The sequence below is a fragment of the Vibrio sp. 10N.261.54.A5 genome (genome assembly GCF_041471145.1).
GTDB classification, from domain to species: Bacteria; Pseudomonadota; Gammaproteobacteria; order Enterobacterales; family Vibrionaceae; genus Vibrio; species Vibrio crassostreae_C.
Window position 1 is genome coordinate 1 of sequence record NZ_JBFRNU010000005.1, and the last position, 23,528, is coordinate 23,528.

A 23,528-nucleotide genomic window follows, 5' to 3' on the forward strand; every position below is an offset into this window, starting at 1 on the left:
AAACTTTTTTCAAGCGCTTGGCTTGGCTAATTTGGCTTGCTGATTCGTTCTGGTTTCCTAAGAAGCCATCCCGTGTCAGCGAGGTGGCATTATAGAGATTTCGATCACACTGGCAAGCCCTTTTTTAAGTTTTTTTCGTTTTTTTATTCGTTCGATTAAAAAGAACTCAAAACGCCTCAAAAGTAGGCTTTTATCTTACATATTCTTCAGTTTTTCAGTGAACAAAGAGACTTTTTCCCAGTTTGTGTACTCAACTTCCTTCGTTGTATCCGTTTCACCACCTGTCATATTCATAATAAAGCGGATCATGGTTCTATCGAACCAGTTATAACGTGGGTAATAGAGGGCACCTGCAAATACACCGATTAAAGTCGGCTGCCATGGAGACTTGGTAAGGAACTTCTTAATATACGCACTGCCTTCTGGTGTATCTTTGCCTTGGTCTTCTTTACGCGCCGTTAAGTTAACACAGAAGAACGCAACCTTGCTTGATTGCAACTGAGTAAGGTTGGCATCAATAAATTGATATAGCTTCTTATTAAGGTGGCCATAACGAATCGATGCGCCAATCAACACTCTGTCGTACTGAGCAAAATCCACCTTGCCAATAGTGTGCAGATCTTGAAGCTCACATTCGAACTCACTCATTTCTTCTTTTATATAGTTCAAGATTTTCTTGGTCTGCCCTTCACGGCTTGAATACAAAAATAGAACTTTTGCCACAATGTTGTCCTTAGCTACGCCAAAACGTAGGGGTCAATAAGATTAATAAGGTGAAGATTTCTAATCGGCCAAACAGCATAGATACGATAAGTACCCATTTTGCTTTGTCGTTCACATCGCCAAAGTGCACCGCGACTTCACCAAGGCCCGGGCCAAGGTTATTTAATGTCGCCGCTACCGCAGAGAAAGCACTCAACTCGTCCATACCAGTTGCAATAAGAGCCAGCATACAAACCACAAACACTAATGCGTATGCAGAGAAGAAGCCCCAGACCGCATCTACAACACGTTGTGGTAGTGCAGAACCGCCAACCTTGATGGTATAGACAGCCCGTGGGTGAACAAGACGCTTCATTTCACGAGCACCTTGCAGAGTAAGTAGTAAGATTCGAATCACTTTCATACCACCACCCGTAGAACCTGCACATCCCCCTATAAAAGAAGAGAACAAAAGCAGTACGGGTAAGAACAATGGCCACTCTGAGAAACCCGTCGTTGTAAAACCCGCGGTCGTAGAGATAGACACGGTTTGGAACAAGGCTTGGTCGAAAGCATCGTAGTACGAATCATAAGAGTGATGATTGAGCAGTAATAAGAAACAAACCAAGAACAGTACTGCCTGAATAAAGATAAAGGCGCGGAACTCAGGATCTTTCCAATAATACTTAGGATGCACACCACCTGAAGCAAATGCAGCAAAGTGAAGCGAATAGTTACATGCGGATATAAGAAGGAACACAACTGTAATCATGTTGATCGCAGGGCTATTGAAATACCCCATGCTCGCATCGTGAGTCGAGAAGCCACCAATCGCAATAGTAGAGAAGCTATGACTGATGGCATCAAAGAAGCTCATCCCAGCAAGCCAAAACGCCACTGCACAAGCAATGGTTAAGCTCAGGTAGATGTACCAAAGCGCTTTTGCCGTTTCAGCAATACGCGGAGTCATCTTGCTATCTTTTACTGGACCCGGGATTTCAGCACGATATAACTGCATACCACCGATACCCAGAACAGGGAGGATAGCTACCGCTAATACGATGATACCCATACCACCAAACCATTGTAGGAACTGACGATAAAAAAGAATCGCCTTAGGCAGATCATCGAGGCCGACAATTACGGTCGCACCTGTCGTAGTTAATGCAGAGAAGGATTCGAAGAAAGCATCGGTTACCGACACATTGGGGTTATCGGCGATCAAAAACGGCAGCGCACCCGCACTACCGATTACCGTCCAAAACAGAACAACAATCAAAAAGCCATCACGCGCTTTCAATTCATGCTTATAACGTCGGTTTGGAAACCAGCAAGTTGCTCCACAGAATAAGAGAACGAAGAAGGTCGTCACAAATGGCACACCCGCACCATCTCGATAGATCAGTGCGACGAGCGCAGGAGCAAGCATTGATACACTAAAAAGTGCTAATAATAATCCGACGATTCGAATAATTGAGCGAAATTGCATGAGCTATTGAACGAAGCGAAATGCTTCACACTTCCTAGTTGTCTTTGACTTTCGTTACCAGTGCCTTAGCACCGCTTTTATTGATCATGGTTTGGGTAAACGAATCTACCTGAAGGAGCTCTATTTCAATAATAAGCTCAACTTGAACACCATAATCCGCTTGGACCTCAACAGCCTGATGCTGAGCCATGATGGATTGTGCGATCGGCACAAAGCCATAGTCTAACTCTAGCCGTAATTTTGTGGTTATTTTTTTCTCGATAGTTTGAAGCAGCTTGAGAGCTTGTTGTACGCCACCGCCGTAAGCCTTAACCAAACCGCCGGTTCCAAGCTTAATTCCGCCAGAGTAGCGCGTCACAACAGCCGTTAATTCACCGACACCAGAGCCCGATAGTTGCGCCAAGATAGGCTTACCCGCTGTACCCGAGGGTTCACCATCATCACTGAAACCCCAAAGCATTGAGTCTTCAGGTCGACCAGCAACAAAACCCCAACAGTTATGTCGTGCTGAAGAATGCTCTTTTTTCACCTGTTCTACGAACTGTTTTGCAGCTTCAACACTTGGAGTATGAGCAAGATGCGTAATAAAGACGCTCTTTTTTATCTCTTCTTCAAACAGAGCCGACGCAGAAGGTATTAAATAAGGCTGTTCATTCATATCGTTAACTTAGTTAATAAGAGCGACGAAGTGTATCACGCGTGAATAATAAGGGTTAGAGGATCTGTGCCATCGCACAATGTTAAACAATTGTTTAAAAAATGTATTGAAATTAATCAAGCAGAGGTACAGACTAAGATAACTGGTCTTACCAGGTATTCTACAATAATAGAAAGATAACAAGATTCTCTCAAACAATCGTGGATTGTATGTCATGGAGATAGACAATGATTTACCAAGCTAACACCCTACAGGTAAAGGAATTACAAGATGGTATTGCGGAATTAAGCTTCTGTGCACCAGCCTCTGTAAACAAACTCGACCTTGCTACTTTAGAATCACTAGACAAAGCGTTAGATGCTCTTAATGCTCACGCAGGATTACGTGGTTTAATCTTAACTTCAAACAAAGACGCGTTCATTGTAGGCGCAGACATCACTGAATTTCTTGGCCTATTTGCTAAGCCAGAAGCAGAACTTGATGAATGGTTAAGATTCGCTAATTCAATCTTCAGCAAGCTCGAAGACCTCCCTGTCCCAACTCTTTCAATGATGCGTGGCCATGCCCTTGGCGGCGGCTGTGAATGTGTACTCGCTACTGATTTCCGTATCGGTGACAAGACCACCAGCATTGGCCTACCTGAAACCAAGCTTGGCATCATGCCTGGTTTTGGTGGTTGTGTGCGCCTACCTCGTGTTATCGGTGCTGACAGCGCAATGGAAATTATCACGCAAGGCAAAGCATGCCGTGCAGATGAAGCGCTTAAAGTTGGCTTGTTAGATGCGATTGTTGAAACAGACCAGTTACTAGAATCGGCAATCAATACCGTTTCTCTGGCTGCCAATGAAAAATTAGACTGGCAGCTACGCCGTAAACAAAAAACATCAGCGCTTTCACTAAGCAAACTCGAAGCGATGATGAGCTTTACCATGGCGAAGGGCTTAGTTGCTCAAAAAGCAGGGCCTCACTACCCAGCTCCGATTACTTCTGTGATTGCGATTGAAGAAGCAGCACGCAGCGATCGCGATGCAGCACTCGACATCGAACGTAAACACTTCGTTAAGCTAGCAAAATCTGAAGAAGCGAAAGCTCTGGTTGGCCTGTTCTTAAATGACCAATACATTAAAGGCTTAGCAAAACAGGCTGGTAAATCTGCAAATAAAGCGACTGAACGTGCTGCGGTACTTGGTGCTGGCATCATGGGCGGCGGTATTGCTTACCAGTCAGCATTGAAGGGCGTGCCAGTGATGATGAAAGACATCGCACAAGCATCGCTTGATCTTGGTATGAACGAAGCTTCTAAGCTGTTGAATAAACGCTTATCACGCGGTCGCCTAGATGGATTCAAGATGGCAGGCATTCTGTCTTCTATTACTCCAAGCCTGCATTACGCGGGTGTAGAACAGTCGGATGTGATTGTTGAAGCAGTAGTAGAAAACCCGAAAGTAAAAGCAGCAGTACTGAGCGAAGTGGAAGGTTTGGTTGGTGAAGACACGGTTCTAACATCAAACACCTCTACAATTCCGATCAACCTGTTAGCGAAATCACTGAAGCGCCCAGAAAACTTCTGTGGCATGCACTTCTTTAACCCTGTGCATCGCATGCCTTTGGTTGAGATCATCCGTGGTGAACAAACTTCAGAAGAGACCATCAATCGCGTGGTTGCTTACGCAGCGAAGATGGGTAAATCCCCAATCGTTGTAAACGACTGCCCAGGCTTCTTCGTTAACCGTGTACTTTTCCCTTACTTTGGCGGTTTCAGCATGTTGCTACGCGACGGTGCTGATTTCACTAAGATCGATAAAGTGATGGAGCGCAAGTTCGGTTGGCCAATGGGCCCGGCTTACTTACTAGACGTTGTAGGCCTAGACACTGCACACCACGCACAAGCTGTGATGGCGCAAGGTTTCCCAGAGCGTATGGGCAAAGAAGGTCGTGATGCGATTGATGCACTTTACGTTGCTGAAAAATACGGTCAGAAAAACGGTAGCGGTTTCTACACATACAGCGTAGACAAGCGTGGTCGTCCGAAGAAGACCTTCTCTGAAGACATTCTTCCTATCTTGGCTGACGTATGTCAAGCACCACAAGATTTTGATGACCAAACAATTATCCAGCGCGTGATGATTCCAATGATCAACGAAGTGGTGCTTTGTCTAGAAGAAGGCATTATCGCGACACCGCAAGAAGCGGATATGGCACTGGTTTACGGTTTAGGCTTCCCTCCATTTAGAGGCGGCGTATTCCGCTACTTAGACAGTGTGGGCATTGGTAACTTCGTTGAAATGGCGAAAGGCTACCAAGACTTAGGTGCAATGTACCAAGTTCCTCAGCTATTGCTTGATATGGCAGCGAAGGGCGAAAGCTTTTACGACAGCCAACAAGCCAGTTCTCTGTAACCCACATTTGGAAAAGGAATAGCAAAATGAAAAATGTAGTTGTTGTTGATTGCCTTCGCACCCCAATGGGACGTTCCAAAGGTGGAGCTTTCCGTCACACTCGTGCTGAAGATCTGTCTGCACATTTGATGAAAGGCATTTTAGAGCGCAACCCAGAAGTAAACCCTGTCGAAATTGAAGATATTTACTGGGGTTGTGTACAACAAACACTAGAGCAAGGCTTCAACGTTGCACGTAACGCTGCCTTGCTTGCTGGTCTACCGATTGAGATTGGTGCTGTAACAGTCAACCGTTTATGTGGTTCATCTATGCAAGCTTTGCATGATGCAACTCGCTCTATCATGGTTGGTGATGCTGAAATCTGTCTGATCGGTGGTGTCGAACACATGGGCCACGTACCAATGAACCACGGTGTTGATTTTCACCCTGGCATGTCAAAACACGTAGCAAAAGCGGCCGGCATGATGGGTCTAACCGCTGAGATGCTAGGTAAAATGCACGGTATTAGCCGTGAAGACCAAGATGCATTCGCAGCACGCTCACATGCTCGCGCTCAAGCAGCGACGGTTGAAGGTCGTTTCAAAAATGAAATCCTGCCAACCGAAGCTCACGCTGCAGACGGTTCTCTGTTCACTCTGGATTACGACGAAGTCATTCGCCCAGAGACAACAGTTGAAGGCTTATCTCAGCTTCGACCGGTGTTTGACCCAGCAAACGGTACAGTAACAGCAGGTACTTCATCAGCTCTGTCTGATGGCGCTTCTGCAATGCTTATCATGAGCGAAGAGAAAGCTAACGCACTTGGCCTTAAGATTCGCGCTCGCGTGAAGTCTATGGCTATCGCTGGCTGCGATCCTTCAATCATGGGTTACGGCCCAGTACCAGCAACCCAAAAAGCACTTAAACGTGCAGGCCTAACCATTGAAGACATGGGTGTGATTGAGCTAAACGAAGCGTTTGCTGCTCAATCTCTACCTTGTGCTAAAGACTTAGGTCTACTGGATGTTGTTGACGAGAAAGTAAACCTTAATGGCGGTGCGATTGCTCTTGGTCACCCACTAGGCTGTTCTGGCTCTCGTATCTCGACGACGCTAATCAACCTGATGGAAGCACAAGACGTGAAATACGGCTTGGCGACTATGTGTATTGGTTTAGGCCAAGGTATTGCAACGGTATTTGAACGCCCATAGCGTTTACTGACTGTAATACTTGAAGGGTAATCTTTTGTGCAGCTATATTTATATAGCTGCACTTTTTATTACTTGGCATCCAACAATGCATCGGTTGCGTTCAGCGAACTCAACGAGAGAAAAAACCAACCCTGACATCTATGCACAAAACGCATATATTCAATGTTGATGTTTCATTATTTTTTCTCAGATGATTCAACTAAAGTTACTTCAGTTTCCTAATATTCCTCCACGGAGCAGATCATGTTTAAAGCACTTGTACTAAACCAAGAAGACAAAAAAACTATCGCGTCAGTTTCTCAAATTGAAGAGTCTCAATTACCAGAAGGTAACGTGAAGATCGATGTTAGCTACTCTTCTTTGAACTACAAAGATGGTTTGGCGATTACAGGTAAAGGGCGCATTGTTCGTAACTTCCCTATGGTTCCTGGTATCGACCTTTCAGGTGTGGTTTCACAATCTGATGACCCACGCTACAAAGCAGGCGACGAAGTTGTTCTAACGGGTTGGGGTGTTGGTGAAGGTCACTGGGGCGGCATGGCCGAAAAAGCGAGCCTAAACGGTGATTGGTTAGTGCCAATGCCAGCAGGTCTAGACGCTAAGAAAGTCATGGCAATCGGTACAGCAGGCTTCACAGCAATGCTTTGTGTGCAAGCTATCGTAGATGCAGGCATCAAACCAGAAGACGGTGAAATCCTAGTAACAGGTGCAAGTGGCGGCGTAGGTAGCGTATCTATCACTCTACTAAACCAACTGGGCTACAAAGTGGCAGCTGTGACTGGTCGTGCTTCTGCAAACGGTGAACTACTTAAATCACTAGGCGCTACACGCATTGTAGAGCGTGCTGAACTAGAAGAACCAGCTAAGCCACTAGAAAAACAACTGTGGGCTGGCGCTATCGATACGGTAGGCAGCAAAGTGCTTGCGAAAGTATTGGCGCAAATTGATTACAACGGTGCGGTTGCTATGTGTGGTCTAGCAGGTGGTTTTGACTTACCCACTACGGTAATGCCATTCATTCTGCGTAACGTTCGCCTACAAGGTGTTGATTCTGTAATGTGCCCTCGTGAAAAACGTATTAAAGCGTGGGAACAACTGGCGGAGCTACTACCAGAATCTTTCTATGCTCAAGCAACCAAAGAAGTGTCTTTAGACGGTGCAATTCAAGCAGCAGAAGACATCACTAACGGTCAAATCACTGGTCGCGTAGTCATTAAACTATAGATTCTCAAACATAAAGTTATCAAACCTTAAGCAACGGCTTTAGACTTGGATAACCCAAAACAACAAAGGGCTGATTTTTATCAGCCCTTTTGCGTTTTTGTCATTCGGGTCAAGTGAACACAGACTCAGCTCCGGTTAACCCAAACCTACATCCGCAATCCGTTTTTGAATCAACTCACCACACTCTTCTTTTACCACTCTTCTTAACCATTGTTGTGAAGCAGAAGAATCGCAACGCGAGTGCCAGATCAGTGAGTAATCAAACGGCATAAATTCAAATGGTAATGGCTTAACAACCAAGTCATAACGCTCTGCTACCAAATAAGCCAAATCAGCAGGCACAGTAATCACCAACGGCATTCTATCAACAATCGCCAATGCAGCTTCAAGGTGATAAGCACGCAACACCATTTTACGAGGCTGTTGATTGGCTAACGCGTTGTCTAATAAAGCCTTAACACCATCACTGATCGCAATCATCGCATGTGGGAGTGAAACATAGTCTGCAAGGCTTAAAGGTTGATCGGCTAATGGATGGTTTTTAGATAACAGACACGACACACCAACCGGCCCCAAGACTTCTTGATGAAGTGGTGCAATGCTGCCACTCGGACGACAGATCGCCATATCAACGCGTTCGGTGCTGAGCTGTTTAAACAAATGCTCATGCTGCAACGGAGCAAACTCCAAAGAGATATTGGGTGCTTGTTCATAAATCTTAGGCAACGCATAAGGCAAGATGGTTTGCATCGCATAATCGGTGGTAGCGATCAGAAAACGTTCGCTGCAATAGTAAGGGTCAAAGTCACTCGGACTCAGCAATTGGCGAAAAGACTCCAAAGGCTGATCAATACGCTGACTGATCTCGAGTGCTTTCTTGGTAGGAATAAGGTGCTGACCTTGACGTGTAAACAACGGATCGTTTAGTAATTCTCTTAAACGCCCTAATACTCGACTGGTTGCGGATTGGCTTAAGTTAAGACGAAGCGCGGCCTGGCTTACGCTGCCCTCTTCAATCAATACCTTTAAAGCGACCAATAAATTAAGGTCTCTACGATAGATGTCTTCTAATTCCACGCCACTTACCTAGCTGTATACGATTGCCATTAGTCACTAAGTTGTTTATAGCATGCTTTAGATAAAAAAAATCCCGCAATTACGCGGGGAAGCCCAAGAAAATTTGGGGATAGTGTCGGAATGTTGTCGTATCGGAATTCGCTTGCTGTATTCGGGTTAGTGCTCTTGCTCTTGCTCTTGCTCTTCGGCTATGCCTTGCCAACGGCGCATCTCTACCCAAATACCAATAATCGTTGCTACTATGCCAAAAATAGGCATCAGTGAGGTCTCTGTCGATGAGCGTAGTACTAACGCACAAAAAGAAATAAAACAGAGAACCGAATAAATTGTTAATCTATCTAATCCTGTCAACATCGCCACTCCTTAGCTAGTTGCCTTTGCCTCAAGTTGTTATCAACTTGTTAACTAAGTTATAGGAAATGATTCTGTTTGCCAAGCACTTATTGCATATTTTTTCTGCAGACGTATTATTCACTCGTTAGATAGATATAGAGATACAAACCATGACATTCAAACCTGAACTGGCAACCCATACTTTAGAAGCTGAAGGCCTGCGTTGCCCGGAACCAGTAATGATGGTCAGGAAGACAATTAGAAACATGCAGGATGGCGATGTGTTACTGGTAAAAGCTGACGATCCTTCGACAACTCGAGATATTCCGAGCTTTTGTCGATTCATGGATCACCAGTTGGTAGGCCAAGCAACAGAAACGTTGCCTTACCAGTATTTGATCAGAAAGGGATTGGAGGCGTAACGCCCCACCGACTATCAAGTATCAAAAAAGCCGCTCGTACCTTATGTTCTTAAACAGAACTCAGAGTACGAGCGGCTTTTTGTTTATTCGCTTCTAGATTTGTTTTGCAGATGCTCCAGCTGATGCTGAATTTCTCGGATATCTTTGCGCATCGGAATAATATGCGCGACCCGAATCCAAGCCTCTACCGCAAGTGCAGTCATGATGATGGCACCCGCGACCATTGGCAGCCACATGTCCGTCAACACCATGCCTAACAGTGTAAGTGCAAGACCAAAAGTAAATAGATAACTTTGGCTTTGTGGAGTAATACCCATATAACGCGTCAACATAATCATGCCCTCGTGTTCTTAACTCACAAGATTAAAATATCATGACAAGTATGACAGTTATATGTCCATTCGCTCGATAAACCCCACAATACTGTAAGAGTATGACCTACAACACATTACTCTACTGATTGAGTATAATAAGACTCAATACCACCTGTTAATAGAAAGCAGCAGCGATAGCTAAACCCACGAATAGCAAGGCTGTGATCTTACGAATCAGATCAAGAGGCATCTTATCAGCAGACAGCTTACCGATGATCACCACAGGCACATTTGCCAGCAACATACCAATGGTTGTACCCAGAATCACCCACGCTAATGCATCCGCATATTGAGCCCCTAGGATAGAGGTCGCAATTTGGGTTTTATCGCCGATCTCAGCAATAAAGAAAGCGATAAAACTGGCGACAAACGGTCCTCGGTTTGAGATCTGTTCATCGTCATCTAACTTATCGGGAATCAAAATCCAGCCAGCCATCGCAATGAAACTGACCACCAGCACCCACTTTAATACTTCAGGTGAAAGATAATCAGCAACCACGACCCCGAGCCATGCTGCAAGGGCATGATTGGCAATGGTGGCAAAGAAGATAGCTGCGATGATAGGTATCGGCTTGCGATATCGACTGGCTAATAAAAGAGATAGCAACTGAGTCTTATCACCGATCTCGGCTAAGGCGACAGTTGTAATTGAAATTGCTAAAACGCTCACGACATGCTCATTTGGGATGGGGATTATTATATTTAACCAAAGACAAACCTCGCGCCCCATCCCGGTTCACGATGCTTGTCTATGGTCTTGCTAAGCACCACCAAGGTGGTGGTTGCCTCGAACGCCATGATGATTTTGCATCAATTATGTTGACGAACGAACTCATTCAATAGGATATGAATAAGTAAGCTACTCCCCAAAGACCGCGAGATTTTAATAGCCCATGCTTTCAAACACAAGTGTCAAAGTTATCAAAATATCCACTTGTGCCGAAAAACAAACATTAAAGGCACAAAAATCCACTAAACGACATTTTAGACCACTAATTAAACAAGATTACCCCTACTCGCTTTACGAATATCTCGGTATACTCAGAGGTTATTTTTCTCATTCATTTAAAAGAATCGCGCGAACCTGACTATGCAAAAATACGATATCAAAACCTTCCAGGGAATGATCCTCGCGCTGCAGGATTACTGGGCTCAAAACGGTTGTACCATTGTTCAACCTCTAGATATGGAAGTAGGTGCAGGCACCTCTCACCCAATGACATGTCTACGAGCACTTGGCCCAGAGCCAATGTCTACAGCTTACGTTCAACCTTCTCGTCGTCCGACCGATGGCCGTTACGGTGAAAACCCGAACCGTCTGCAGCACTACTACCAATTCCAAGTAGCGCTAAAACCATCGCCAGACAATATCCAAGAGTTGTACCTAGGCTCCCTAGAGGTTCTTGGTGTTGACCCACTTGTTCACGACATTCGCTTCGTTGAGGATAACTGGGAAAACCCAACACTAGGCGCATGGGGCCTTGGTTGGGAAGTATGGCTAAACGGCATGGAAGTAACTCAGTTTACTTACTTCCAACAGGTTGGCGGCCTTGAGTGTAAGCCAGTAACTGGCGAGATCACTTACGGTATCGAGCGTCTAGCAATGTACATCCAGGAAGTAGATTCTGTTTACGACCTAGTATGGAACGTAGCACCAGACGGTTCTAACGTGACTTACGGTGACATCTTCCACCAAAACGAAGTTGAGCAATCGACGTACAACTTCGAGCACGCAGACGTAGATTTCCTATTCACTTTCTTCGACCAGTGCGAGAAAGAGTGTAAAGAGCTACTTGAGCTTGAGAAGCCACTGCCGCTTCCAGCTTACGAGCGCATTCTAAAAGCAGGTCACGCATTCAACATCCTTGATGCGCGCAAAGCTATCTCTGTAACAGAGCGTCAACGTTACATCCTTCGTATCCGCAACCTGACTAAATCAGTTGCTGAAGCGTACTACGCGTCACGTGAAGCGCTTGGCTTCCCAATGTGTAAGAAGGAAGGTAAATAATCATGGCGAAGAATTTTCTAATTGAACTGGGTACGGAAGAGCTTCCACCAACAGCACTTCGTTCTCTAGCAGAAGCGTTTGCTTCTAACTTTGAAGCAGGTCTTAAAACGGCTGAGCTTTCTCACGAAGGCATCAAGTGGTACGCAGCACCTCGTCGTCTAGCACTTAAAGTAACTGCACTGGCTGAAGGCCAAGCAGACAAAGTGGTTGAGAAACGTGGCCCTGCTGTTTCTGTGGCATTCGATGCTGAAGGCAACGCGACCAAAGCGGCACAAGGTTGGGCTCGTGGTAACGGTATTACTGTTGAGCAAGCTGACCGTCTGAAAACAGACAAAGGCGAGTGGCTTCTTTTCAAACAAGAAGTAGCTGGCAAACCAGTTCAAGAATTGGTGATGGACATTGCTGCGAAAGCACTGGCTGGCCTACCAATTCCTAAAGCAATGCGCTGGGGTAACTCAGACATTCAATTTATCCGTCCAGTAAAAACACTGACAGTACTACTAGGTGATGAGCTTGTTGAAGGCGAAATCCTAGGCGTAGCATCTGCTCGTACTATCCGTGGCCACCGTTTCATGGGCGAACAAGAGTTCACAATCGACTCTGCTGACCAATACCCTGCGATCTTAGAAGAGCGCGGTAAAGTAATGGCAGATTACGAAGCGCGTAAAGCGATCATCCTTGCTGATTCGCAAAAAGCGGCGGCTGCGGTTGGCGGTACAGCTGACCTAGAAGATGACCTTGTTGAAGAAGTAACGTCTCTGGTTGAATGGCCAGTAGTACTGACAGCGAAGTTTGAAGAAGAGTTCCTAAAAGTCCCTTCTGAAGCTTTGGTTTACACCATGAAGGGTGACCAAAAGTACTTCCCTGTTTACGATGACAACAAGAAGCTACTACCGAACTTCATCTTCGTATCGAACATCGAGTCTAAAGAGCCTCGTCACGTTATCGAAGGTAACGAGAAAGTGGTACGCCCACGTCTTGCTGATGCTGAATTCTTCTTCAACACAGACCGTAAGCGCCCGCTTATCGACCGTCTTGCTGAACTAGACCAGGCTATCTTCCAGAAGCAATTGGGTACTATCAAAGACAAAACAGACCGCATCACAGAGCTTGCAGGCTACATTGCTGAGCAAATCGATGCTGACGTTGAAAAGTCTAAACGTGCTGGCCTACTGGCTAAGTGTGACCTAATGACCTCTATGGTATTCGAATTTACGGATACTCAAGGTGTGATGGGCATGCACTACGCGACTCACGACGGTGAAGACGAGCAAGTTGCACTGGCACTTTACGAGCAATACATGCCTCGTTTCGCGGGTGACGATCTACCAAGCACGGGTATCTCTTCAGCAGTAGCAATGGCAGACAAGCTAGACACTATCGTAGGTATCTTCGGTATTGGCCAAGCACCAAAAGGTTCTGACCCATTTGCACTTCGTCGTGCGTCTCTAGGTGTGCTACGTATCATCGTTGAAAACGGCTACAACCTAGACCTAACCGATCTGATCGGCAAAGCGAAAGAGCTACTAGGCGACAAGCTGACTAACAAAAACGTAGAAGCTGACGTTATCGACTTCATGCTAGGTCGTTTCCGCGCATGGTACCAAGATGCTGGTTTCAGCGTTGATATCATCCAAGCGGTACTAGCACGTCGTCCAACTAAGCCTGCTGACTTTGACCAACGTGTTAAAGCGGTTTCTCACTTCCGTGAACTGGAAGCAGCAGAAGCACTAGCAGCAGCGAACAAGCGTGTAGGTAATATCCTTGCGAAATTCGATGGCGAGCTAGCAGCTGATATCGATCTAGCCCTTCTTCAAGAAGATGCAGAGAAAGCACTGGCTGAAAACGTTGCCGTAATGACAGAAGCACTAGAGCCAGCATTCGCAACAGGTAACTACCAAGAAGCCCTAAGCAAGCTTGCTGATCTACGTGAACCAGTTGATGCATTCTTCGATAACGTAATGGTGATGGCTGATGACGAAGCGCTTAAGAAGAACCGTCTAACGCTACTGAACAACCTACGTAACCTGTTCCTACAGATTGCTGACATCTCTCTACTGCAAAAATAAGCACAAGTGAGACAATTACTCTAAGTCATACTCTGAGTAATTAACGGTAAACACCCAAAGGGAAGCGAAAGCTTCCCTTTTTGTTTTTGTGAACCAAGCATTTGTTTGTAGAGGTCTTATTGATTAACTGAATGAAACAGCACTCAGACTGTAGAGGGCATTGTTTGCTATAACTGACCTGTTTATTCAGGGGAAGGGAACAATGAAAAAAACAGTACTCGCGCTTTCAATACTCGCACTCAGCGCATGCAGCCAAACCAGTGACAACAACCTATTACTGACGATTGATAACGACACTGTCGTATTCGAATCATCCGGTAAAGGCACCGTGATTGCAGAACAGGAACTCGCGAAAGGTAGCTATACCTTCTCTATCAGCGATACTCAAAATACCTGTGGCACCAACTATGCGCTGGCCGAAGAGAATCGCATCAAATTCAATAAACCCCTTCGCCTAAACGACTGCGCCGAGAAATCTGAGATCGCCATAAAAGTCTTTCGCGCTAACACTTATCAATTCACGCTCAACCCACAGACCAATGAACTCACGGTTCAGATAAAGCCGAAGCAACAACAAGTTCAAAGCTTTGCCTGCCCTGTACCCAGTGACCAACCAACCACCATCGATGTTACTCAAACCTTTGATGATGGCACCGTGGTAAGAGACGCTCTTTCAGGCAAACAAGTCACAGTAACGAATGGCAGCGTCACCATGCAGCCTGCAGAAAACAGCCAAGGTGTTCTGCTGCTTGAGAAAGTAGAACCAGAAACCAAGGCAGACTTTAGTTGGGATAACGCCACGGTTTACTTCGTAATGACTGACCGTTTCCACAATGGTAATCCTGATAACGACAACAGTTACGGTCGCAGCCAAGATGGACAAGACGAAATCGGCACCTTCCACGGTGGTGACTTGGCCGGATTAACTGAAAAGCTCGATTACATAGAATCACTCGGGGCTAATGCTATCTGGATAACATCTCCGTTAGAGCAAATCCACGGCTGGGTTGGCGGCGGTGATCGAGGTGACTTCAAACACTACGGCTACCACGGCTACTACCATCAAGATTGGACTAAGCTCGATGACAACATGGGCACCGAAGACGAGCTGAAAACCTTCATCGATACCGCGCACAGCAAAGGCATTCGCGTTGTTTGGGATGTGGTAATGAACCACACCGGCTATGCGACGCTTGCCGACATGCAAGAGTTTGATTTTGGTAAGCTCAACCTAACTGACGAAGAAGCCAAACAAACACTTGGCGAAAACTGGACAGATTGGCAACCTGCCAAAGGTCAGAACTGGCACTACTTCAACAACTACATCTCTTACAGCGACAAAGAAGCGTGGGAAAAGTGGTGGGGCAAAGCTTGGCTACGCAGCGATATCGGCGCCTATGACTCTCCGGGCTACAATAACCTCACCATGTCTTTGGCGCATCTGCCCGATTTCAAAACAGAGTCGACAGAGACAATCGGGCTGCCTAATTTCTATCGCAATAAGTCCACCAGCGCGACCGATGAACTCAAAACACCTCGTGAACATCTGATCACTTGGTTGTCTGACTGGGTGCGCGAATATGGTGTTGATGGATTTAGGGTCGATACTGCCAAGCACGTTGAACTGGACGCCTGGGCAGAGCTTAAAGAGAGCACTAACCAAGCACTAGCTGAGTGGAAACAGAGCAACCCAGACAAAGCCTTAGATGATTTACCTTTCTGGATGACTGGCGAAGTGTGGGCACACAGCGTAGTCAAATCAGATTACTTTGCTAACGGCTTTGATTCGATCATCAACTTTGAATTCCAGAGCGACATCGCCCCTAAGGCGCTGAAGTGTCTATCCGATCTTGATGCTGATTACCTTCGCTACGCAGACAAGATCAACAGTGACAGCGAGTTCAATGTGTTGAGTTATCTCTCGTCTCACGACACCTCACTATTCTGGACACAGCACGGCAGCGACTTTGCCAAGCAGACCAAAGCCGCGAATGCATTAATGCTTGCTCCGGGCGCGGTACAGATCTATTACGGTGATGAAATAGCCCGTGACTTTGGCCCAACAGGTTCCGATCCAATGCAAGGCACCCGTTCAGACATGCCTTGGGATCAAATCTCCGGCGAACGTGCAGAGTTGCTAGAACATTGGCAAGCGCTTGGCCAATTCCGCCAACGCCACCCAGCTGTCGCGCAAGGTAAGCACATCATCCGTAACAGCAAGGGTTATTACGCCTTCGAACGCCAATACCAAGATGACAAGGTGTTGGTTGTGTATACAGGTTCGAAGTAAACACGCACGGTTATCAAACGACATAAATTAAAAGGGAAGCTTCGGCTTCCCTTTTTTGATCACCAAAAGCGCGTTCAATAAGCAAGCTGTCACTCATTAGCCAAACTTTATAGAAGTTTTTTTCGTGTTAGAGCATTTGGCGCTATGCGTCGCAAAAACATTGCGGTATGTTCAAGGAATACACTGATGGCAGGCATAAGGTCTGCCTTACTGACACATAACAAGCAATCACAATGAATTAGGTAAAATAAGTAATGCAGTTCTCTAAGTTTGGTGAAAAGTTTAATCGATACTCTGGAATCACTCGTTTAATGGATGATTTGAATGATGGCCTGCGCACTCCTGGCGCTATCATGCTCGGTGGTGGCAACCCAGCCGCTATCCCTGCCATGCTCGATTACTTTAACCAAGCCAGTGCCGACATGCTCGCCAGTGGAGAACTCATCGCCGCCCTCGCCAACTACGATGGTCCGCAGGGCAAAGACAGCTTCATCAAGTCGTTAGCGGCAATGCTGAAAGAGACCTATGGTTGGGACATCAGCGAAAAGAACATCAGCCTGACTAACGGCAGTCAAAGTGGCTTCTTTTACCTGTTCAACCTTTTAGCAGGTCAACAGCCTGACGGCTCACATAAGAAAATCCTACTGCCTATCGCACCGGAATACATCGGCTATGGCGACGCGGGTATTGATGACGATATCTTTATCTCTTACCACCCAGAGATCGAGCTGCTAGAAAACCGCCAGTTCAAATACCACGTCGATTTTGAACAACTAAAGGTTGATGACTCAGTCGCGGCTATCTGTGCATCTCGTCCAACCAATCCAACAGGCAACGTACTGACCGACGATGAAGTACGTAAACTGGACAAGCTCGCGCGTGAAAACAACATCCCGCTACTGATCGACAATGCTTACGGCCTGCCGTTTCCAAACATCATCTTTGAAGATGTCGAACCGTTCTGGAATGAAAATACGATTCTGTGCATGAGTTTATCTAAGCTTGGTTTGCCGGGTGTGCGTTGCGGTATCGTGATTGCGAGTGAAGAAGTAACCCAAGCACTAACCAACATGAATGGCATCATCAGCTTAGCACCAAGCAGTGTTGGGCCCGCTATCGCCAACCACATGATTGAGAACGGTGACCTGCTGCGCTTGAGCAGTGAAGTGATTAAGCCTTTCTATAAAGAGAAATCTTTACGTGCAGTAGAACTACTACAAGACGCTATCGATGACCCACGCTTCCGTATCCATAAACCTGAAGGCGCTATCTTCTTATGGTTATGGTTTGATGAGCTACCAATCACCACAATGGAACTGTACGACCGCCTTAAAGCTCGCGGCGTATTGATTGTTCCGGGTGAATACTTCTTTATCGGCCAAGAAGACGAGTGGGATCATGCTCATCAGTGCCTACGTATGAACTACGTACAAGATGATGAAGCAATGCAGAAGGGTATTGCGATCATTGCTGATGAAGTGAAAAAGGCTTACTCAGAGCAGTAATAAGAGCTTTTAGCTTACTGTAGGCCAAATACAAAAAGAGCACCTCATGAGGTGCTCTTTCACTTTTACTTCCCGATATTTTTTAGCTCTAAGGAGCTAACAGTAATTAACCTTCTAGTAGACTATTACCATTGATAGCAATCTTACGTGGTTGCATCGCTTCTGGGATTTCGCGTTCGAGGTCGATGTGAAGAAGACCATTTTCCATGCTTGCACCTACCACTTTTACGTAGTCAGCCAGTTGGAATTTACGCTCGAAATCGCGCTCTGCAATACCTTGATATACGAAAGTTTTCTCTGCTTCAGCTTTACGCTCACCTTTAACAATTAACATGTTCTCTTTTTGAGTAAGATCTAATTGGTCATCTGCAAAACCAGCGACTGCCATAGTAATACGGTAGTTATTCTCGTCTTTTTGCTCGATGTTATACGGAGGGTAACCGCCAGAAGTATTTTTCGATGTGTTCGCTTCCATCATATTGAAAAGACGATCGAAGCCGATTGCGTTGCGGTAAAGTGGTGTGAAATCTACAGTTCTCATAATGCTATCCTTTTAGTAAGCAATAGTCTTAGCCGTGAATTTTACTGAGATCGAACCTGTGAGTGATCCAGTAAACAGCTAAGGGATTCAGTTCGCATTCCTCGGGTTTCACCTCTATTGGCGACAACGCTGGGACATGGCAATGAATCAATTTTTAAATTGTGTGCTGCCAAAGTTATCCTCTATTGAGCGATACTTCGTTAGCGGTAATGAAGGTTCTGTTTCTTCTCTTGTAGAGCAAGACAGTCATCCTCTTCACAACTAGATATGTGGATTGAGCAAATCAGTTTCAAGGGATTATTTTCAATAATTTTTCCAATCCAATATTTTTCAATCACTTAAAAACAAAAAAGACCGTCATTTCTGACAGTCTTTTCAATAAGATATTGAGTTTTTTGAGACGAAGCTATTTCGTTTTAGTTCAAGGAAGAGGCGCGGAGCATACGAATGTATGTGAGCACCTCTGACACAGAAATTAAGCGAAAGAGCGAAGTATCAAAGAGACTAAACGTCTAGGTTTGCTACTTTCAGTGCATTCTCTTCGATGAAGTTACGACGAGGTTCAACTTGGTCACCCATTAGCGTCGTAAACAACAAATCAGCACCAACAGCGTCTTCAATTGTTACTTGCATCATACGGCGAGTTTCAGGATCCATCGTGGTTTCCCAAAGTTGATCAGGGTTCATCTCACCTAGACCTTTGTATCGCTGTAGGCTTAGACCACGACGAGACTCTTTCACTAACCAGTTCAGAGCATCAACGAAGCTAGAAACTTCTTGAGTACGCTCACCACGCTTAATGTAAGCGCCTTCTTCAATCAAGCCATCAAGAGCTTCAGAAAGATCCGCTAGCTTACCAAACTCTTTAGAGTTAATAAGATCGATGCTTAGTAGGTGTTCATGAGTCACACCATGAGTACGAACCACAATCTTAGGAACGCTTAAGCCTAGCTCTTCGTGTTTTTCAACTTCAAGGCTGTATTGGCTTGCACCTACTTCTTTCGCGTTTAGCTGTTCAACAAGCTGCTTACCCCAAGCTTCAACTGCCGCGTCATCATGACACTGCTCGGCCGTTAGACGAGGAACGTAAATCAGTTCGTGAACCAATGCGCGTGGGTAACGGCGGCTCATACGATCAACAAGCTTGATGCCTGCATTGTATTGCTGAACAAGCTTCTCTAAACCTTCACCTGCAAATGCTGGCGCTTCAGGGTTTACGTGCAGTTCTGCGTTGTCTAAAGCCAAAGATACTTGATACTGGTTCATCGCATCTTCATCTTTAATGTACTGCTCTTGCTTACCTTTCTTCACTTTGTAAAGTGGCGGTTGAGCAATGTAGATGTAGCCACGTTCAATCAGCTCTGGCATTTGACGGTAGAAGAACGTCAGTAGCAGGGTACGGATGTGAGAACCATCGACATCGGCATCGGTCATGATGATGATGTTGTGGTAACGCAGTTTATCTGGGTTGTATTCGTCACGACCAATACCACAACCAAGAGCGGTGATTAGCGTTGCTACTTCTTGAGAAGACAGCATTTTATCGAAACGTGCTTTCTCTACGTTAAGGATTTTACCTTTCAGCGGTAGGATTGCTTGGTTCTTACGGTTACGCCCCTGCTTAGCTGAACCGCCAGCAGAGTCTCCTTCCACAATATATAGTTCAGACAGTGCAGGATCTTTTTCCTGACAGTCAGCAAGCTTACCAGGAAGACCCGCTAAATCTAATGCGCCTTTACGACGAGTCATTTCACGAGCTTTACGCGCTGCATCACGAGCACGTGCTGCATCAATAATTTTAGAACAAACTGTTTTCGCTTCACCTGGGTTCTCAATAAGGAACTCAGACAACTTCTCACCCATTGTAGATTCAACGGCAGACTTCACTTCTGAAGAAACCAGCTTATCTTTAGTTTGGCTTGAGAACTTAGGATCAGGCACTTTAACAGAAACAATCGCCGTCAGACCTTCACGAGCATCATCACCAGAGGTCGCAGTCTTCGCTTTCTTAGAGAAGCCTTCCTTGTCCATGAAGCTGTTCAGAGTACGCGTTAGCGCCGCACGGAAACCTGCTAAGTGAGCACCACCATCGCGTTGAGGGATGTTGTTGGTGAAACAGTAGATGTTTTCTTGGTAGCCGTCATTCCACTGCATCGCAACTTCAACGGTAATACCGTCTTCGCGCTCAGAGTTAAAGTGGAAGATTTTTTGGATGATTGGCGTTTTGTTAGTATTAAGGTGTTCAACAAACGCTTGGATACCGCCTTCGTATTCGAAGTGATCCATTTTGTCTTCTTCGCGCTCGTCAATTAGCTTAATTGATACACCTGAGTTCAAGAATGATAGCTCACGTAGACGCTTAGCTAAAATGTCGTAATGGAACTCGATGTTAGTGAAGGTTTCTTCACTCGGCCAGAAACGAATCTCTGTACCTGTTTTATCCGTGTCACCGATAGCCGCTAGTGGCGCTTGAGGCTCACCGTGGCTGTAGGTTTGAGTGTGGATTTTGCCACCGCGGTGGATAGTAAGAGTAACTTGCTTAGAAAGTGCGTTAACTACTGAAACACCAACACCGTGCAGACCACCAGATACCTTGTACGAGTTATCATCGAACTTACCACCAGCGTGAAGAACCGTCATGATTACTTCGGCTGCAGATACGTTTTCTTCTGGGTGCAATTCTGTTGGAATACCACGGCCGTCATCGCTCACAGACACAGAACTATCTTCATGGATAGTTACAATGATGTCATTACAGTGACCAGCTAGCGCTTCATCAATAGAGTTATCTACCACCTCAAAAACCATGTGGTGCAGACCGGTACCATCATCCGTGTCGCCAATGTACATTCCAGGACGCTTACGTACCGCATCCAGACCCTTCAGTACTTTAATACTCGATGAATCGTAATTATCTGACATAGTTACTCTCTGACTAATTATCCTTGCTCTATTTTGCCATGTTCCACATGAAACATCCTGCTATTTTCGTCATGCATATCTGCAATCTGATCAGCGGTAATAGAGCTTACAAAAACTTGAGCCTGGGTCGCCTTTAAACACTCAGCAAGACGTGCTCGGCGTTGGCTATCTAATTCGGAAGCGAAGTCATCTATCAAATAGATGCACTGCTTACCTGTCATTTGAGTGAGGTGTTGCCCTTGTGCTACTCGTAGCGCGCACACCATCAACTTCAATTGACCTCGTGACAAGACATCTTCCACTGGAGTGCCGTTCACTTTTATCTTCAGATCCGCTTTGTTTGGCCCACTAAAGGTGTAACCAAGCTGCTGATCCCTTTCAAAATTCTTTTCTAATATATCGGCGTACGGGGTGTCTTTGTCCCAGCCACGATAGTAGTTAATATTTATCTCAAACTCAGGAAGGAAGGTCGCACAGATTTCTTCGGCGACTTCTTTGAGCTGATCAACGTAGGTGGCACGCCACTGACTGATGCTTTCTGCTAAACGGGCCAATTCTTGGTCCCAATAGCTCAGCTCTCGATAGTGCGTTGCCGTTTTCAATAAGGCGTTTCGCTGCTTATTGAGGCGCTTTACCCTGCCCCACGCATCATAAAAGCCCGACTCACTGTGGAAGACTCCCCAATCAATGAATGCTCGGCGATGCTTAGGTCCATCGGTTAGTAAATCAAACCCTTCAGGGTGAATCAACTGCAAAGGTAAGACTTGAGCTAACTGAGCCAACTTTTGCCCAGTTTGACCGCTTATTTTAACCTCTGTCGTGCCATCGCGCTGCTTATTAATGCCAATTGGCAGCTCAAATTGATCCGAGGTCATAAAACGGCCATGTACAAACAGCTCACTACACTCGTTTTGTATGATACGACCGGTAAGTGAACTCTTGAATGAGCGACCATGTCCGAGCAGATACACAGCTTCAAGGACACTGGTTTTGCCGCTTCCGTTAGCCCCTATAAGAAAGTTAAAGCCTGATGACGGTTGAATGTCACAGGCTTCAATATTTCTAAACTGCTTAACGATTAAGCGCGATAAAGGCATAACGTCTTCATATTAATCTTCAATCACGACTCGGTAGGTCAACATAGGGCTGCTTATAAGCGAATTGGCATAACAACGTACATCGCGCTGTCATCTTGTGCGTTCTCGATAAGAGCACTCGCATTGGCGTCTGACATTGAGATGCGAACCTGTTCACAACGCAGTGTGTTCAGAACATCCAATACGTAGCTTACGTTGAAGCCAATCTCTAGCGCGTCACCGTCGAAGTTAACATCGAGTACTTCTTCTGCTTCTTCTTGCTCTGGGTTGTTCGCGGTAATGCGCATCTCGCTATCCGCAAGGTTAACGCGAACACCACGGAATTTTTCATTCGATAGAATCGCAGCACGAGAAAATGCTGAACGTAATTCATCACAGCCAGCTTCAAGTGTCTTGGTGGTATTTTGCGGCATTACGCGGCGATAATCAGGGAAACGACCATCAACCAGCTTAGAAGTGAAGACATAGTTGTTCACTTCAGCTCGCACGTTAGAGTTACCAATTTGCAGTGTTACTGGCTGTTCAGGTGCATCCAATAGCTTCACTAACTCTTGAACACCTTTACGAGGAACAATGATCTGCTTCTGAGCAAAATCCGCACCCAGTTGTGCTTGAGATACTGCCATACGGTGACCATCGGTCGCTACGCTGCGCAGGATAGAGCCTTCAATCTCAAACAACATACCGTTGAGGTAGTAACGAACATCTTGATTCGCCATTGAGAATTGTGTTTTCTCGATAAGACCGCGAAGTTCAGCTTGTGTCACTGACACTTCAACTTCACTGCTCCAGTCTTCAATATTTGGAAAATCTGCCGCAGGTAATGTTGCTAAAGAGAAGCGGCTACGACCAGAGCGAACCTGAATACGGTCACCATCCAATACCACCGTGATCACTGAGTTATCTGGCAATCCACGACAGATATCTAGGAATTTACGTGAAGGTACGGTAATGCTACCCGCTTCGAAATCACCTTCAAGCGTTACACGGCTGATCAGTTCAACTTCTAGATCCGTCGCTGTCATCGACAACACGTTATCTTCTACTTTAATCAGTAGGTTTCCTAGAATTGGAAGCGTTGGCCTGCCACCGAGTGCACCAGATACTTGTTGTAATGGCTTAATCAGGTGACTACGTTCAATGGTAAATTTCATATCTTGCTCTTACGGTCTAAATGGCACTGCGTAATAGTACGTGGCCAAGATTCTGCTTATTAAGGTTAAGAATA

Annotated in this window: 19 protein-coding genes and 1 riboswitch; of the genes, 8 read left to right on the forward strand and 11 right to left on the reverse strand. The window is 45.7% G+C overall.

All coding sequences use genetic code 11. The features are described 5' to 3' along the window. Positions 1 to 195 precede the first annotated feature (195 nt). The 3 genes from hemG to AB4329_RS00795 are packed head-to-tail and all read right to left on the reverse strand — an operon-like array spanning position 196 to position 2,849. On the reverse strand, positions 196 to 723 hold the full coding sequence (gene hemG / locus AB4329_RS00785; protein WP_017058824.1) for a menaquinone-dependent protoporphyrinogen IX dehydrogenase: 528 nt from the start codon (positions 721 to 723) through the stop codon (positions 196 to 198). Positions 724 to 733: 10 nt separating this feature from the next. Next, the gene (locus AB4329_RS00790) at positions 734 to 2,191 is read right to left on the reverse strand and encodes a TrkH family potassium uptake protein (RefSeq protein WP_008223210.1); all 1,458 of its coding nucleotides are present in this window, start codon (positions 2,189 to 2,191) and stop codon (positions 734 to 736) included. Positions 2,192 to 2,225: 34 nt separating this feature from the next. Beyond that, positions 2,226 to 2,849 carry a YigZ family protein gene (locus AB4329_RS00795; protein WP_017058823.1) on the reverse strand — a complete coding sequence of 208 codons (624 nt, stop codon included), beginning with the start codon at positions 2,847 to 2,849 and terminating at the stop codon, positions 2,226 to 2,228. 227 nt (positions 2,850 to 3,076) lie between these two features. Here AB4329_RS00795 and fadB point away from each other — a divergent pair, with 227 nt between their 5' ends. The 3 genes from fadB (at position 3,077) to AB4329_RS00810 (ending at position 7,662) form a co-directional block, all read left to right on the forward strand. Next, positions 3,077 to 5,248 (forward strand): fatty acid oxidation complex subunit alpha FadB, encoded by a 2,172-nt coding sequence (gene fadB / locus AB4329_RS00800; protein ID WP_102393470.1) that lies wholly within the window; start codon positions 3,077 to 3,079, stop codon positions 5,246 to 5,248. Positions 5,249 to 5,274: 26 nt separating this feature from the next. Beyond that, positions 5,275 to 6,438, forward strand: coding sequence for an acetyl-CoA C-acyltransferase FadA (fadA, locus tag AB4329_RS00805; RefSeq protein ID WP_017058821.1), 1,164 nt, complete (start codon positions 5,275 to 5,277; stop codon positions 6,436 to 6,438). A 243-nt stretch (positions 6,439 to 6,681) separates the two neighbouring features. Continuing rightward, entirely contained in the window at positions 6,682 to 7,662 is a 981-nt protein-coding gene (locus AB4329_RS00810; RefSeq protein ID WP_060983442.1) for an MDR family oxidoreductase, read from the forward strand. Between the two features lie 135 nt (positions 7,663 to 7,797). On the opposite strand, the gene AB4329_RS00815 is transcribed toward AB4329_RS00810, so the two are convergent. Beyond that, positions 7,798 to 8,739, reverse strand: a complete 942-nt coding sequence (locus tag AB4329_RS00815) for a LysR family transcriptional regulator (RefSeq protein ID WP_017058819.1) — start codon at positions 8,737 to 8,739, stop codon at positions 7,798 to 7,800. A 156-nt stretch (positions 8,740 to 8,895) separates the two neighbouring features. Continuing rightward, positions 8,896 to 9,093: a hypothetical protein gene (locus AB4329_RS00820; protein ID WP_372137571.1), complete on the reverse strand. Its 198-nt coding sequence runs from the start codon at positions 9,091 to 9,093 to the stop codon at positions 8,896 to 8,898. Between the two features lie 149 nt (positions 9,094 to 9,242). On the opposite strand from AB4329_RS00820, the gene tusA reads away from it, so the two are divergent. After that, complete coding sequence (tusA, locus tag AB4329_RS00825; protein WP_004736675.1) at positions 9,243 to 9,494, forward strand: sulfurtransferase TusA; 252 nt, start codon at positions 9,243 to 9,245, stop codon at positions 9,492 to 9,494. A gap of 83 nt (positions 9,495 to 9,577) precedes the next feature. Here tusA and AB4329_RS00830 read toward each other — a convergent pair whose 3' ends face one another. Together AB4329_RS00830 and AB4329_RS00835 are read right to left on the reverse strand one after the other, a co-directional pair. After that, on the reverse strand, positions 9,578 to 9,832 hold the full coding sequence (locus AB4329_RS00830) for a hypothetical protein (protein WP_017058818.1): 255 nt from the start codon (positions 9,830 to 9,832) through the stop codon (positions 9,578 to 9,580). 151 nt (positions 9,833 to 9,983) lie between these two features. After that, the gene (locus tag AB4329_RS00835; RefSeq protein ID WP_017058817.1) at positions 9,984 to 10,538 is read right to left on the reverse strand and encodes a TMEM165/GDT1 family protein; all 555 of its coding nucleotides are present in this window, start codon (positions 10,536 to 10,538) and stop codon (positions 9,984 to 9,986) included. Between the two features lie 93 nt (positions 10,539 to 10,631). After that, positions 10,632 to 10,748: riboswitch (yybP-ykoY riboswitch) on the reverse strand. Positions 10,749 to 10,958: 210 nt separating this feature from the next. Between AB4329_RS00835 and glyQ the strand changes: the two genes are divergently transcribed. The 4 genes from glyQ (at position 10,959) to AB4329_RS00855 (ending at position 17,740) form a co-directional block, all read left to right on the forward strand. After that, the gene (gene glyQ, locus AB4329_RS00840) at positions 10,959 to 11,876 is read left to right on the forward strand and encodes a glycine--tRNA ligase subunit alpha (RefSeq protein ID WP_017058815.1); all 918 of its coding nucleotides are present in this window, start codon (positions 10,959 to 10,961) and stop codon (positions 11,874 to 11,876) included. A 2-nt stretch (positions 11,877 to 11,878) separates the two neighbouring features. Continuing rightward, on the forward strand, positions 11,879 to 13,945 hold the full coding sequence (gene glyS, locus AB4329_RS00845) for a glycine--tRNA ligase subunit beta (RefSeq protein WP_372137572.1): 2,067 nt from the start codon (positions 11,879 to 11,881) through the stop codon (positions 13,943 to 13,945). A 202-nt stretch (positions 13,946 to 14,147) separates the two neighbouring features. After that, a complete protein-coding gene (locus AB4329_RS00850; RefSeq protein WP_372137573.1) occupies positions 14,148 to 16,235 on the forward strand; it encodes an alpha-amylase in 2,088 nt (695 codons plus the stop codon). 254 nt (positions 16,236 to 16,489) lie between these two features. Beyond that, entirely contained in the window at positions 16,490 to 17,740 is a 1,251-nt protein-coding gene (locus AB4329_RS00855) for a valine--pyruvate transaminase (protein ID WP_372128774.1), read from the forward strand. Between the two features lie 106 nt (positions 17,741 to 17,846). Here AB4329_RS00855 and AB4329_RS00860 read toward each other — a convergent pair whose 3' ends face one another. The 4 genes from AB4329_RS00860 to dnaN form a co-directional block, all read right to left on the reverse strand. Next, a complete protein-coding gene (locus tag AB4329_RS00860; protein ID WP_017080845.1) occupies positions 17,847 to 18,281 on the reverse strand; it encodes an Hsp20 family protein in 435 nt (144 codons plus the stop codon). A gap of 504 nt (positions 18,282 to 18,785) precedes the next feature. Next, a complete protein-coding gene (gene gyrB / locus AB4329_RS00865) occupies positions 18,786 to 21,203 on the reverse strand; it encodes a DNA topoisomerase (ATP-hydrolyzing) subunit B (protein WP_372137574.1) in 2,418 nt (805 codons plus the stop codon). 17 nt (positions 21,204 to 21,220) lie between these two features. Beyond that, positions 21,221 to 22,300 (reverse strand): DNA replication/repair protein RecF, encoded by a 1,080-nt coding sequence (gene recF, locus AB4329_RS00870; RefSeq protein ID WP_372137575.1) that lies wholly within the window; start codon positions 22,298 to 22,300, stop codon positions 21,221 to 21,223. Between the two features lie 53 nt (positions 22,301 to 22,353). Beyond that, positions 22,354 to 23,454 carry a DNA polymerase III subunit beta gene (gene dnaN, locus AB4329_RS00875; protein ID WP_017058809.1) on the reverse strand — a complete coding sequence of 367 codons (1,101 nt, stop codon included), beginning with the start codon at positions 23,452 to 23,454 and terminating at the stop codon, positions 22,354 to 22,356. Positions 23,455 to 23,528 lie beyond the last annotated feature (74 nt).